Genomic DNA, 14,634 nt, shown 5'->3' with positions numbered 1-14,634 from the left:
GATGAACTCCTGGCTCGATGGCGGCTCAAGCGGCCTGACGAGTCTTTTCCTGAACAAAGGCTTGGCAAGACTGGGCGTCGAACCACCAAGGTGCGAAATTGCGCGGATCATCGAAGCCGTTGGCGATGGCCGAGGCCAGGGGTTTTGACTGGCTGGCGGCGCCCAGCAGTTCCAGCAGGTGCTGAGGCGGCGGAGTCAGCATGGTGTTGGTCCACTTGACCACATGCTGGGCATAGCTCCAGTACTGCTCGAAAGTGTCGTGCATCCAGTCCGGGCCAAAATCTTGCGCACCACGAGCGACAATCGCATCCAGGTAAACCTTGCTGCACTTGGCGGCATTGTTCGAACCCTGGCCGGTAATCGGGTCGTTGACTACCAGAGCATCGGCCATGCCAAAGACCTTGCGGCCAGACGGCAGCGTCAATACCGGTTTACGCACCATCGGCGTGAATCTGCCGGACAAGAAGCCCTTGTCATCGGTCATTTCCACAGAGCGGCAGCGTTCGGCTTCCCAAGGGACGTAACGATTGATCAGCTCCAGGCTTTTCTCAAGATGTTGCTCTGCAGACGTAATCCCCTGCCAGCAATCCATCGGCCCGCCCGGAATCCCTTCGAAAACCATGATTTCGCAAGGTCCGGTGGTCGTCAGGCAAGGAAACACAAAGTACTCGCCTACACCGGGAATCAGGTTGAAGCTGACCCGGGAAAACGGCGACATCGGTGTCATGCCCTTCACATAGGTCAACGACAGCGCTCTTTGCGGTTGCTGAAACTGAGTCCGCTCGGCATCTTTTTCAAACAGATTGACGATTTCGCCCTTACCCGCCGCCAGCAGTACCAGGTCATGGCTGGTCGACAGAAGCTCCAACTCGGCCACACCGACATCCTGAATAATGACCTCGCCTCCACGCTTCACGACCTCATCCATCCAGACTGGCATTTTCAGGCGCTGATCGACTGATTGGGCGTAGCGATCCAGCCGGGTACTCCAGCTGAACAGTGGCTCATTTGGCTTCTCCGGGTCAGGCACTGCCAGGCCAATACCTTCTACGGCCGGGCACTGGTCCTCCCAAAAGTTCAGGCCCAAATCACGCTCGCTTTGCAGGGCGGCGTTGAACATGCACTGACTGGACATCACTTTACCGTTGCGAATGTCCTCGCCATTACGATTAGTGGCCAGGGTCACATGGTAGCCCTTGGCGAGCAGGCCTAGAGCGAGTTGCAGGCCGGCTTGACCGGCTCCGACGATGGCGATTCGACGCATTGTTATTCTCCTGGTTATCGACGGTTACAGGTGCAGCATTCGGCAGTCGCCGAACAGGGTTTCTTGTTAGTTTCGGTGTTACTCAGCAAGCCGTGGTATCGCCGGCAGGTTCTGTTCCGGCCCCATGACCGAGTAGCCTCCATCGACGGCATAATCCGCACCCGTCACAAAGCTGGCGGCTGGCGAACATAGAAACGCCACCACATTGGCCACTTCGCCGGGTTCTCCCAGACGGCCCAGCAGGTGATAGGAAGCGGCGACTGCATCAGCCTTTTCGCGGTTGCCGCCACTGGCCTGGTCGATCACCCGCGACCAGGTCCAGCCAGGCGACACCGAATTAACGCGGATACCGTCGGCGGCCAGGTCCATCGCCATGCAGCGAGTCAGCTGCACCATGGCGGCCTTCGAGACTGGATAAAGCCAGCGCCCGGTCTGGGCGCACTTGGCCGAGATGGACGTGAAATTGACAATCGCACCACGTCGGGCTTTAAGGTCCTGATGCACCGCTTGAGTCAATGCCACGGCTGAAACCAGGTTCACATCAAGTGCCTGTAGCCAATCCTGACGGCTGGAAGCAAAGCCCTGGTCGCTATAGGTGCAGGCCAGATTAATCAACAGGTCGACCCCACCAAAACGTGCCCGAACGTTTTCGACTGCATGGGCAATAAGTTCGTCATCCGTTACATCGAGATGAAAAAATGCGGCTCGCTCACCGAGCTCGGACGCCGCCCTGAGACCTGCGTCACGATCGATATCGAACAGTGCAACAACAGCACCGGCATCCATCAGCGCCCGAGCGACGGCAGAACCAATCAGGGTTGCGCCACCGCTGATCACGGCGACCTTATTCTCTAGATGAGACATGTCTTTCCCCTTACACCGGCTTGTCAGCGCTGGAAGCCCAACTCGGCATCAGCGTATTGGAGGGCAGTGACTCATCGAGCAACTTTTGCGCAGTCACCACACCCGCCACGGGTAGTCCGGTCGGGTCAAGCAGGCCGATCTGAACCAGCACGCTGGCCTGATCCCAGTAGATGTGTTCGTGATAGAGCTTCGGACCGCGGAACTTGACTACGCCAAGCATCGGGATCTCGACGTAGCGCCCGGTGGGTGCCACCCCGGGAAGCATCCAGTCAATCTCGGCGTCATGGGTAAAGCTCATGATGAATTCATCGACGATCTGTGATGCACCGACCGTGCGAGACAGTGGCGTCAACGCCATATCCTTGGGGTTGCCGTGGACAAAGTGATGCTGGTAGAAGCGGCTCAACTCTTTAGCACCCACGCCACCGGTCATGGTCGGAATGTGGTTAACGTAAGGTTCAGCGACCATGGTCGCCATGGTGGCAGGTACGTCCCGGGTATCGAACTCGTGACGGACATGCTCATCCCACAGGTCAGAGAGGTTGTAGTCTGGCCCTAGCTCCCTGCGCAGTGCAGCAACAGTCCGCTCGTGGGCCAGAAGCGCTGATGGCTTGTGGTAGTGATGACCGCCGGGGCGAGCAAACGCGTGATCAACGCCCGGATAGACGTAGAGTTCAACACCCTTTTTATCGCAAAGGGCCTCCTTGATCGCGGAGCGGGCCTCTGCTGGACAGAACTGATCCTGTTCGGCCATATGGAGCACCAGACGCCCTTGAAGTCCTTCAATTTCCGGGAGCGCGGTTTCAATTCCTACGCCGTAGTAGCCAACGGCACAGGCCACCTCAGGCAACCGACAGGCCGCCAGGTAAGCCAGCTTGCCACCCAGGCAATAGCCGACAACGCCTAGGTCCCCGGGCTTACATTGAGGCAATGACTCCAATGCCTTCAGACTGGCACGGATATCATCAATGCCCAGCGTCTCGTCGAAGCCCTGGTAGAGCGCATAGGCACGACCGAACTCCGCTTCGGTGTAACCTAAATCGACACCAGGCTCTTGGCGCCAGTACAGGTCCGGAACCAGCACCGTATAACCTTCCTCGGCCAACAGGTCGGCAACTTCACGCATAGCCTGGTTAACGCCGAAGATTTCCTGACAAAGCACCACACCCGGACCACGACCATCGATAGAGGTCGCAAGGTAAGCCTGGAACTGACCGCCGGACGGAACCGGCACGCTGATATATTGGCCTTTCATCTCGAATCTCCAAGGGCTCAGGAACGTTGGATGTGATATTGGGCACCTTCTGCTGCACCGACTATCCGCTGAGTGCAACGCTTGTCCGAGGCCTGCAGGAAGTTATCCGGCAGGCTTTGCAGCACCAACCGCAGCAGTGCCAATGGATGGGTCATGAAGCCGCGAACCTGTTCGCTACTGCTTTTGCCGTACAGGCACCAGTTACAGAAGTGCTCGCAATTATTAGTCAGCAACCGGTAGTGATTTTCCCCCAGGCGCGAGAGTGCCCGGCGGATCACTTCCTCACCGTCGAACTGAGACATCGGGGCATCGTCGACCCACACTGGTTGCCCGCCAGCAAAACAGTCCAATGCCAACACTTCGACAGGACCGACCTGAAAACCTTTATGAAAGCCTGCGTAGTGCACGACTCGACGCCCGCCCAGATAAATCCCATGGTGGTAGTAACGACGTCTTGACGTGATGAGATGGCTGCCAGGCTGAACGTCGGCGTTTTCCAGGTCGTCCCAGTTGCGCCATTGATGAGCGCTTGGAACAGGCGGTGTATGGGTAATGTTCATGGCGTTCAACCTCGCCGTCTGGCGGCTTCAACGAATTAACAAGCGTTGAAGTCATGGTGCGACCCTGCCCTTGCCAGCACTATCCATCTGATGCTGCCGTTGTCCGCGAGCTGCGAAAATGTGTCGGTGCCTTTGCCACATTCACCTATGCCTCGCCCCTCCAAAAAAAGTTGGACGCCCAGGATTTGCGGGAGGATTCTAAAAAATACCGACTACTGCACGCTGCGTCAGAATGCTTCTGTCGTCGCTTGGCACACCAATTGCTGGCTTAGGCAGAAAGCCCAATAAGGGCACAAAAAGAAACGGACATGCACACGGGTTATCCGGATAACGCAGCGATCATCCAGATCCTGCAAAACCTGGGTAACACCACCGTGCGACATGCCTTGAATCGTGCATGCAACTGAGGTGACCATGAGTCAGAATCTCATCGCACAGCGCTGCGCCAGCCTTTTCGACAGTGCGTCGCTGTTCACCCCGGAAAACCAGTTGTTCCTGCTCAATGATCTGGACGGCATCCGCGAAGGCGTCAGCGGCGTCTTCAAAAAACACGAATTGCGCTGCATCGACAGCACCGAACGGGTCAGCGCACGGATGCACCACATCAACCGTGGACGACTGTCCCTGAACCGATTGGAATACGGCGTCAACGTCTTTATCGACCCAGGTCGCCTCGAGGATTTTTTCCTGATTCAGGTACCGCTCAAGGGACAAGCACGCATTCAATGCGCAGGACATGACTTCATTTCCACGCCGGAACGGGCCTCGCTGATCTCCCCTAATCTGCCGTTGTCGATGAGCTGGGAGGCTAACGCGCCACAATTGGCCTTGAGGATCGAACGCAGTGAAGTCGAATACCATTGCGTCCAGCATCTGGGACACAATTTGGACAGACCGTTGGAGTTCGATCCAGAACTCGACTTGACCACACCTGGAGGTCACTACTTTCTCCAGCTCATCAACATTCTGGCGGACGCAATCAAGCTGGATGACCATCCACTGCACCATTCGCTGGTACTCAAGCAGTTTGAGTCAATGCTGATTAATGCTCTGGTTTACGGTCAGCCGAACAATCTTCGAGAACGCCTGGACTGCGCCAGCAAACCCAGAACGCCTTTACCCCACTTCGTCAAAAGAACCGAAGAGTTCATGCGCGCTCACGCCGACCAACCGCTAAGCATCGAGCAATTGGCCGAACATGCCGGTGTGAGCGTTCGCACGCTGTTCGCCGGCTTCCGCGACTTTTGCGATACCACGCCCATGGCCTACTTGCGCAACTTACGGCTGGAACAAGTGCACCTTGAACTTTGCCGTCAGCAACAAGAAGGTTCGGTCACAGATATCGCCTTCAAATGGGGTTTTGCTCATCTGGGACGATTTGCTCAGGAATATAAAAGACGCTACGGCGAAGCCCCCTCAACCACGCTCAGATTCCGTAGCTGAAGCCAACCTTTGCATTCCCCGCAACACACAATTGTCATCATTTCATTTGAACGCGCGCCAATGGAAGGTGCATGCTAGAGAGCTCGCAATGAACTTATATCATTCCGAATGATAGTTACCTTCGCTTCATTCGATTCGTGCCATACAACCCCGCCAAGCATCATCCGCCCATCTCAATACATTGGCGGATGCTCCCATGGAACAATCACTCAAACATTTGCGCTTCCCCTTGGCCCTGTTGGCCGTGCTGGTGATGAGCGCTTGCGGCAAGACTCCGGACGCTGCCGCCACCCTGCCAGCAGCCAAAGTCAGCGTGGCCAAGGTGCTGGAGCAACCGGTCAACGAGTGGGACGAATTCACCGGGCGCCTTGAAGCGCCGGAAACGGTAGAAATTCGTCCACGGGTTTCCGGCCAGATCGATGACGTGGCCTTCACCGAAGGCGCGCTGGTCAAGAAAGGCGATCTGTTGTTCCAGATCGATCCCCGCCCTTTCCAGGCTGAGGTCCGCCGCCTCGAAGCGCTGGTTTCGCAAGCTCGCGCTACCGCTACCCGCAGCGAAAACGAAGCCCAGCGCGGTGAACGTCTGCGTACCAGCAACGCGATTTCCGCCGAGCTCGCCGATTCGCGCACCAGCGCGGCTCAAGAAGCCCGCGCCGCCGTCGGTGCCCTGCAGGCCCAACTGGACCTGGCCAAACTGAACCTGAGCTTCACCCGTGTCACTGCGCCTATCAGCGGCCGTGTCAGCCGTGCGGAAATCACCGCCGGCAACCTGGTGACCGCCGACACCACCGCGCTGACCAGCGTAGTCTCCACCGACAAGGTCTACGCCTACTTCGACGCCGATGAGCGTGTCTTCCTCAAATACACCCAGCTCGCCCGCCAGGGCCAACGCGGCGCGACCACGCCGGTTTACCTGGGCCTGTCCAATGAAGACGGCAACCCGCACCAGGGCCAGATGAACTTCATCGACAACCAGGTCAACCCGAAGACCGGCACCATCCGCGGTCGTGCGGTGTTCGACAACACTGACGGCCAATACACCCCCGGTTTGTATGCCCGCCTGAAACTGGTGGGCAGCGGCACCTACTCCGCCGTGTTGATCAACGACGAAGCGGTCGGTACCGACCTGGGTAAAAAATTCGTGCTGGTGATGGATGCCGACAACAAAACGGCTTACCGCCCCGTCGAACTGGGTCCGAAGATCGAAGGTCTGCGCATCGTGCGCAGTGGCCTGAACAAAGACGACACCATCATCGTCAAGGGCTTGCAACGGGTTCGCCCTGGTTCACCGGTCACCCCTGAAGTGATCCCGATGGCCAGCCAGGAAACCCTCGCGGCTCTGGCTCAACAACGACAAGCGCTGGAAGCCAGCAACCTGCCCCAAGTCGCACCTGCCAAGGTCGCGCCGGGGACGGTTGTGAAAGTGGCTGCTGCGACTCCACGCGGTTAAGGGATCTCTACGATGAATTTTTCCCAATTCTTCATTTCACGGCCGATCTTCGCAGCGGTATTGTCGCTGCTGATCCTGATCGCCGGCGCGATCTCGCTGTTCCAGTTGCCGATCAGCGAATACCCCGAAGTCGTGCCGCCGACCGTTGTGGTCCGCGCCAACTTCCCGGGCGCCAACCCTAAAGTCATCGGTGAAACCGTGGCCGCTCCGTTGGAGCAAGCCATCACCGGCGTCGAGAACATGCTGTACATGTCCTCGCAGTCCACCGCTGACGGCAAGATCACCCTGACCATCACCTTCGCCCTGGGCACCGACCTGGACAACGCGCAGGTACAGGTTCAGAACCGCGTGACCCGGACCGAGCCAAAGCTTCCCGAGGAAGTGACGCGCATCGGTATCACCGTCGACAAGGCGTCGCCCGACCTGACCATGGTTGTGCACTTGACCTCGCCGGACAAACGCTACGACATGCTCTACCTGTCCAACTACGCCTTGCTCAACATCAAGGATGAGCTGGCGCGTCTGGGCGGTGTCGGTGATGTGCAGCTGTTCGGTATGGGCGATTACTCGCTGCGGGTGTGGCTCGATCCGAACAAGACCGCTTCGCGTAACCTGACCGCCACCGATGTGGTCACCGCGATTCGTGAACAGAACCGTCAAGTGGCGGCCGGTGCCCTGGGCGCTCCGCCTGCGCCGAATGCCACGGCCTTCCAGCTGTCGGTGAACACCCAAGGTCGCCTGGTTTCCGAGGAGGAGTTCGAGAACATCATCATTCGCTCCGGTGAAAATGGTGAAATCACTCGCCTGAAAGACATCGCTCGCGTCGAACTCGGCTCCAGCCAATACGCCCTGCGCTCCTTGCTGAACAACCAGCCGGCGGTGGCGATCCCGATCTTCCAGCGCCCTGGCTCCAACGCGATCCAGATCTCCAACGACGTTCGGGAGAAAATGGCCGAGCTGAAGAAGAACTTCCCGCAAGGCATGGACTTCAGCATCGTCTATGACCCGACGATCTTCGTGCGCGGTTCCATCGAGGCGGTGGTTCACACCCTCTTCGAAGCGCTGATCCTCGTGGTACTCGTGGTAATCCTGTTCCTGCAAACCTGGCGTGCGTCGATCATCCCGTTGGTGGCAGTGCCGGTTTCGCTGATCGGTACGTTTGCCGTGATGCACCTGTTCGGTTTCTCGTTGAACGCCCTGTCGCTGTTTGGGCTGGTACTGGCCATCGGTATCGTGGTCGACGATGCGATTGTGGTGGTGGAGAACGTCGAGCGAAACATCGGGCTCGGCCTGACCCCTGTCGAAGCCACCAAACGGGCGATGCGTGAAGTGACCGGTCCGATCATTGCGACGGCGCTGGTGCTGTGTGCGGTGTTTGTCCCGGCCGCGTTCATTTCCGGCCTGACCGGGCAGTTCTACAAACAGTTTGCCTTGACCATCGCCATTTCTACCGTGATCTCGGCCTTCAACTCGCTGACCTTGTCGCCGGCGCTGGCCGCTGTGTTGCTCAAGGGCCATGACGCGCCGAAAGACCGTTTCTCCAAAGTTCTGGACAAGCTCTTCGGTGGCTGGTTGTTCCGTCCGTTCAACCGCTTTTTCGACAAGGCCAGCCATGGTTATGTCGGCACCGTGGGCCGGGTTATCCGCAGCAGTGGTATCGCCTTGCTGGTGTACGCCGGCCTGATGGTGCTGACGTTCTTCGGGTTCTCCAACACGCCGACCGGTTTCGTCCCCGGCCAGGACAAGCAATACCTGGTGGCCTTCGCGCAACTGCCGGATGCCGCGAGCCTGGACCGTACCGAAGAGGTGATCAAGCGCATGTCCGACCTGGCGCTGAAACAGCCTGGCGTAGAAAGCGCCGTGGCCTTCCCGGGCCTGTCGATCAACGGTTTCACCAACAGCCCGAACGCCGGCATCGTGTTCGTCACTCTGAAGCCGTTCGACGAGCGCAAGGATCCGAGCATGTCCGCCGGGGCGATTGCCGGTGCATTGAACGGCCAGTACGCCGGGATTCAGGAAGCCTACATGGCGATCTTCCCGCCGCCGCCGGTACAAGGCCTGGGCACCATTGGCGGTTTCCGCCTGCAGATCGAAGACCGGGGCAACCTGGGCTATGACGAGCTGTACAAAGAAACCATGAACATCATCACCAAAAGCCACAGCGTGCCGGAACTCGCAGGCCTGTTCACCAGCTACACCGTGAACGTGCCGCAGGTCGATGCCGCCATCGACCGGGAAAAAGCCAAGACCCACGGCGTGGCCGTCAGCGACATCTTCGACACCCTGCAGATCTACCTGGGTTCGCTGTATGCCAACGACTTCAACCGCTTCGGTCGTACCTATCAGGTCAACGTTCAGGCCGAGCAACAGTTCCGCCTTGAATCGAACCAGATCGGTCAGTTGAAAGTGCGTAACAACCGTGGCGAGATGATTCCGCTGGCGACGTTCATCAAAGTCAGCGACACCTCGGGGCCGGACCGTGTAATGCACTACAACGGCTTCATCACTGCGGAAATCAACGGTGCGGCAGCCCCCGGCTACAGCTCCGGCCAGGCCGAGAAAGCCATCGAGAAACTGCTCAAGGACGAATTGCCCAACGGCATGACCTACGAGTGGACCGACCTGACCTACCAGCAGATTCTATCCGGCAACACCGCGCTGTTCGTGTTCCCGCTCTGCGTACTGCTGGCGTTCCTGGTACTCGCGGCTCAATACGAAAGCTGGAGCCTGCCACTGGCGGTGATCCTGATCGTACCGATGACCCTGCTGTCGGCCATTACCGGTGTGATTGCCTCGGGTGGCGACAACAACATCTTCACCCAGATCGGCTTGATCGTACTGGTGGGACTTGCCTGCAAGAACGCGATTCTGATCGTCGAGTTTGCCAAGGATAAACAGGAAGAAGGCCTCGGCCCGCTGGCAGCGGTACTGGAAGCTTGCCGTCTGCGTCTGCGGCCGATCCTGATGACCTCCTTCGCGTTCATCATGGGTGTGGTGCCTTTGGTCTTCTCCAGCGGTGCCGGTGCTGAAATGCGTCATGCCATGGGCGTGGCGGTGTTCTCCGGGATGCTTGGGGTGACCTTCTTCGGTCTGTTGCTGACGCCGGTGTTCTACGTACTGATTCGCAACTTTGTGGAGCGCGGTGAAGCGCGCAAAGCCGCCAAAGCGCTGAAATTGGAAAAGCCACTGGAGGCGCAACCATGAGCCTGAAAGCCTTCCTGCCGAGTCTTCTGGTACTGGCCCTGAGTGCCTGCGCCGTCGGCCCGGACTACAAAACCCCAACCACGGAGGCGGCCAACATCATGGCCGCCACCGATGGCAGCGCCGGTCAGAAGAACTTCGACCGCGCTCGTTTCGAAGGTATCTGGTGGCAACAGTTCGACGATCCGACCCTCAACCAGTTGGTGACGCAATCATTGCAAGGCAACCGTGATCTGCGCGTGGCCTTCGCTCGCTGGAAAGCGGCCCGGGCAATTCGCGATGACGCCAGCAATGATGCCATGCCGACCATCACCAGCCGCGCGAGCAGTGATCTGGCCAAAGGACAGATTCCCGGCCAGACCACCGACCGGGTCAGCAGTGAACGCTATGACCTGGGCCTGGACATGGCCTGGGAACTGGATTTGTTCGGTCGCATCCAGCGCAACCTGGAATCCAGCGACGCAGAACAGCAGGCGGCCGAAGCCGATCTTTACCAACTGCAAGTCACCATGATTGCCGAACTGGTGGACGCTTATGGCCAACTGCGCGGCGCACAGCTGCGGGAAAAGATCGCCCTGGCCAACCTGAACAACCAGCAGGAATCGCGCAAGATCACCGAAAACCTGCGTGATGCTGGTGTCGGCGATCAGCTGGACGTGGTTCGCGCCGATGCGCGCCTGGCCTCTGTCGAAGCCAGCGTGCCGCAATTGCAGGCCGAACAGGTGCGTCAGCGCAACCGCATCGCCACCCTGCTGGGCGAGCGTCCGGACAAGCTGAGCGTCGACCTGAGTCCAAAAGACTTGCCGGCCATCGCCAAGGCCCTGCCAATCGGTGATCCGGGCGAGCTGCTGCAACGGCGTCCGGACATCCGCAGCGCCGAACGCCAACTGGCGGCCGCCACCGCGCGCATTGGCGTGGCCAAGGCTGATTTGTTCCCTCGGGTCAGCCTCAGCGGCTTCCTCGGTTTCACCGCCGGGCGCGGATCGCAGATCGGCTCCTCGGCGGCCAACGCCTGGGCACTGGGCCCAAGCATTACCTGGGCGGCCTTCGACCTGGGCAGCGTGCGCGCCCGTTTGCGCGGTGCCGATGCTGAAGCCGAAGGCGCCCTGGCGACCTACGAGCAGCAAGTATTGCTGGCGCTGGAAGAATCGGAAAACGCCTTCAGCGATTACGGCAAACGCCAGCAGCGCCTGATCTCGCTGATTCGTCAAAGCGAATCCAGCCGCGCCGCTGCCGATCTCGCCGAGATTCGTTACCGCGAAGGCACCGTCGACTTCCTCGTGTTGCTCGATGCCCAGCGTGAGCGCCTCGCGGCGGAAGATACCCAGGCCCAGGCCGAAGTCGATTTGTATCGCGGCATTGTCGCAATCTACAAAGCCCTTGGCGGCGGCTGGCAACCAGAGACGATCGCCAGCAAGTAACGTTTCAACGAGCTCCTTTGGTTGGCGCAACCAACCAATTCTTTTGCCCCGCGCCCTCATTCGGTCGCGGGGCTTTTTTTTGTCGGTGCAGGTACCGACGTCCTCAAAACCTCTGCGGGAGCGGGCTTGCCCGCGATAGCGGTCTGTCTGGCACATGGATGTTGGATGTACCGACGCAATCGCGGGCAAGCCCGCTCCCACAGGGATTGCGGGGGATCGTGATTAGCCAGTGTCCCTACCAGACACGAATCGCGAAAAACACACGCCTGGTTTGACTCACAGCCCGGCCTGACCGAAGCTGATAGCTTTGCAAAAACCTGCCACCCCGGATTCCTGCATGCCTCAGTCCCGCCGCTACTTGCTCATCAGCGTTTGCGTATTGTTTGCCCTCGCCCTCGCCTGGTTTTTCCTGCGCAGCACGACGCCTGTGGTGCCAGCGGCGATCAAGCACGGCTACAGCGAAGCGCTGGCCCAGGCTCGTGCAGGTCAACCGGGGGCGGCGCGGGTGCTTTATCAGCAATTGGGTCGCCCTGACCTGTCGCCCAAGCGTCGTGTCTGGCTGCACGCCGAACTGCCTAACTACCCAAGCCCGCAAGCCCTGAAGCTGGCCGATGCGGACCTGCAACACCCTTCGGCCGAGGTGCGCATTGCTGCGATCAAAAGCATCAGCGGGCTAGTGTCCAGCGGGCAGCGCAGTTTACTGCTGGGGCCTTTGCTCGATGACAGCGATCCCAGCGTCCGGTTTGCCGCGGTCAATGCCTTATTGGGTCTGACCCCGGATGAATTGGGGTTGTACTTCGCCCCCCTCGAGCAAGCCATCGATGCCTGGGAGCAGCGCCTCAAGCTTCAACCGGAAAGCGCCGAAACCCAATACCAACTGGCGCGCCTGCACTTGCACAATGCCGAGTTGAAGGACGCGCAGCAGGCCTTGGAGCGCACGTTGCAACTGGCGCCCGGCAACCTGCCGGCACTGGTGATGCAGATCGAAGTGCTGGATAAACAGGGGCAAAGCGATGCCGCCAGGCAATTGTTGGCAAAACAGCTAAAAGCCCAACCTGACTCGGCCTACCTGCAACATGCGCTGGGACTCTGGTTGCTGCATCACGGGCAAAGTGAGTTCGCCCTGCTCGGGCTGTCCAAAGCCGTGGAGCTTGAACCGGACAACAAGGAATATCGCTACGACCTGGCCACCACGCTGCATGCTGAACAAGAGCTGGAAGCGGCGCAAAATCAGCTGCAGGAAATCGTCCAGCGCCATCCGGCCGATCGCAAGGCGCGGGTGCTGCTGATCAATTATTGGAAGGAAAGCGGTCAGTTGCAGAACGTGCAGATTCTGTTGGCACAGCTGGAACAGCTAAACCCGGACGATCCGGCGTTGCAGCAAGGGCTTTAATCAAGATCGAAAGTTCGAGAATCAAGATCAAAAGATCGCAGCCTTCGGCAGCTCCTACGCGCCTGTGGGCGCTGCCGAAGGCTGCGTTTGAGCACGTAGCACTCGTCATCGATTGACCGACGGGCGCTGCGCCCCCGAACGCAGCCTTCGGCAGCTGCTACAAATCAGAGCAGCAAAAGGTTGAACCGCCGCCTCGGCGAAGGGTCAAGTGATCAGGCAGTCCATTTAGGCACTTTCAGCCTGTTGCCTCGCTTCCCCTAGTCATGAGAGGGCATTTCTTGTCTATATCTAACGAGTTGATCAGTGCAAAAGCCGCCACCGGCATCGAAGGTCTGGATGACATCCTGGCCGGTGGATTGTCCCGCGGCCACGTGTTCTTGCTGGAGGGTGAACCCGGAACCGGCAAAACCACCGTCGCATTGCATTTTTTGCTGGCCGGCGCCCGTGCCGGCGAGCGCTCGTTGTACATCACCCTCTCGGAAACCGAGCGCGAACTGCGTCAGGGGGCACTGTCCCATGGCTGGGAGATGGATGAGAACATCCACATCTTCGAGCTCACACCGCCGGAGAGCCTGCTCAATGCCGAGCATCAGCAGAGTCTGCTGTATTCCTCGGACCTGGAACTGGGTGAAGCCACCAAACAGATTTTCGAAGCGGTCGAACGGGTCAAACCGACCCGTGTCGTGGTCGATAGCCTGTCCGAAATCCGCCTGTTGGCACAAAGCTCATTGCGCTACCGTCGGCAAATTCTAGCCATCAAGCATTACTTCGTGCGCTACGAAGCCACGGTACTGCTGCTGGATGACCTGACCACCGAAGCCCTCGACAAAACCGTGCACAGTGTGGCCCACGGAGTGATTCGCCTCGAAGAATTGACGCCCAACTACGGCGCCGAACGTCGGCGCATCCGCGTGGTGAAATATCGCGGTCAGAAGTACCGGGGCGGTTTCCATGACTTCACCATCATGGGTGACGGCGTGCATGTCTTTCCACGCCTGGTGGCAGCCGAACATCGCGGCCGTTATATCCGTCAGCAGTTGACCAGTGGCATCCCGGAAATGGATGCCCTGCTCGGTGGCGGTATCGAGACGGGCTCCAGCACGCTGATCCTCGGCCCGGCCGGTACCGGCAAATCGCTGATCTCCATGATTTTCGCCGCTGCGGCGGTGGCCCGTGGGGAAAAGGCCGCGTTGTTCATCTTCGATGAAGAACTGGGGCTGCTGTTCGAGCGGATGAAAAACATCGGCATCGACTTGAAAGCCCTGGAAGCCACCGGCAACTTGCTGATCGAGCAAGTGGACGCCGCCGAATTGTCCCCCGGCGAATTCTCCTACCGGGTTCGTCGTTGTGTTGATGAGGGCAATATCAAAACCGTGGTGATCGACAGTATCAACGGCTATCAGGCGGCGATGCCTGAGGAAAATGCCCTGGTGCTGCACATGCACGAGTTGCTGCTGTACCTCAATCGTCAGGGCGCCGCGACGTTCATGACCGTCGCCCAACATGGGCTGGTCGGTGACATGCAGGCGCCCGTCGATATTACCTATCTCGCCGACACCGTCATTCTGCTGCGCTACTTCGAAGCCCTGGGCAAGGTTCGCCGAGCGATCTCGATCATCAAGAAACGTACCGGCAGCCACGAATCGACCATCCGCGAATACCGCATCAGCAGCCGAGGCATGACCATCGGCAAACCACTGGATGCATTTCAGGGTGTATTGCGTGGCGTGCCCACTTATCTGGGCGCGAGCAATCCGCTGCTTGAGGAAGATGCCCAGTGACG

At 59.0% G+C, this 14,634-nt stretch carries 10 protein-coding genes; 6 read left to right on the top strand and 4 right to left on the bottom strand.

Annotation, left to right across the window (positions count from 1 at the left end; genetic code table 11):
• Positions 1-25: 25 nt before the first annotated feature.
• The 4 genes from FHW68_RS16790 to FHW68_RS16775 all read right to left on the bottom strand — a co-directional run bounded on the left by FHW68_RS16790 (position 26) and on the right by FHW68_RS16775 (position 3,943).
• Positions 26-1,264: a styrene monooxygenase/indole monooxygenase family protein gene (locus FHW68_RS16790; protein ID WP_183681515.1), complete on the bottom strand. Its 1,239-nt coding sequence runs from the start codon at positions 1,262-1,264 to the stop codon at positions 26-28.
• A 78-nt stretch (positions 1,265-1,342) separates the two neighbouring features.
• Positions 1,343-2,128, bottom strand: coding sequence for an SDR family oxidoreductase (locus FHW68_RS16785; protein ID WP_183681512.1), 786 nt, complete (start codon positions 2,126-2,128; stop codon positions 1,343-1,345).
• A 10-nt stretch (positions 2,129-2,138) separates the two neighbouring features.
• Complete coding sequence (locus FHW68_RS16780; protein WP_183681508.1) at positions 2,139-3,383, bottom strand: dienelactone hydrolase family protein; 1,245 nt, start codon at positions 3,381-3,383, stop codon at positions 2,139-2,141.
• Between the two features lie 17 nt (positions 3,384-3,400).
• Positions 3,401-3,943: a lecithin retinol acyltransferase family protein gene (locus tag FHW68_RS16775; protein WP_095632643.1), complete on the bottom strand. Its 543-nt coding sequence runs from the start codon at positions 3,941-3,943 to the stop codon at positions 3,401-3,403.
• A 414-nt stretch (positions 3,944-4,357) separates the two neighbouring features.
• Between FHW68_RS16775 and FHW68_RS16770 the strand changes: the two genes are divergently transcribed.
• From FHW68_RS16770 to FHW68_RS16745, 6 genes are all read left to right on the top strand, one after another.
• Positions 4,358-5,386, top strand: a complete 1,029-nt coding sequence (locus FHW68_RS16770; protein ID WP_095632644.1) for an AraC family transcriptional regulator — start codon at positions 4,358-4,360, stop codon at positions 5,384-5,386.
• 196 nt (positions 5,387-5,582) lie between these two features.
• On the top strand, positions 5,583-6,836 hold the full coding sequence (mexE, locus tag FHW68_RS16765) for a multidrug efflux RND transporter periplasmic adaptor subunit MexE (protein ID WP_095632645.1): 1,254 nt from the start codon (positions 5,583-5,585) through the stop codon (positions 6,834-6,836).
• A gap of 12 nt (positions 6,837-6,848) precedes the next feature.
• Entirely contained in the window at positions 6,849-10,040 is a 3,192-nt protein-coding gene (locus FHW68_RS16760; RefSeq protein ID WP_095632646.1) for an efflux RND transporter permease subunit, read from the top strand.
• Positions 10,037-11,458: an efflux transporter outer membrane subunit gene (locus tag FHW68_RS16755; protein ID WP_183681505.1), complete on the top strand. Its 1,422-nt coding sequence runs from the start codon at positions 10,037-10,039 to the stop codon at positions 11,456-11,458. Before FHW68_RS16760 ends, FHW68_RS16755 begins: the two co-directional genes overlap by 4 nt.
• A 337-nt stretch (positions 11,459-11,795) precedes the next feature.
• Positions 11,796-12,851 (top strand): lipopolysaccharide assembly protein LapB, encoded by a 1,056-nt coding sequence (locus FHW68_RS16750; protein ID WP_095632648.1) that lies wholly within the window; start codon positions 11,796-11,798, stop codon positions 12,849-12,851.
• A 278-nt stretch (positions 12,852-13,129) separates the two neighbouring features.
• Positions 13,130-14,632 (top strand): ATPase domain-containing protein, encoded by a 1,503-nt coding sequence (locus tag FHW68_RS16745; RefSeq protein ID WP_183681502.1) that lies wholly within the window; start codon positions 13,130-13,132, stop codon positions 14,630-14,632.
• Positions 14,633-14,634 lie beyond the last annotated feature (2 nt).

Origin of the sequence: Pseudomonas sp. Tn43, from assembly GCF_014192635.1 — a bacterium.
GTDB lineage: Bacteria > Pseudomonadota > Gammaproteobacteria > Pseudomonadales > Pseudomonadaceae > Aquipseudomonas.
This window is presented reverse-complemented; position numbering and strand designations above follow the sequence as displayed.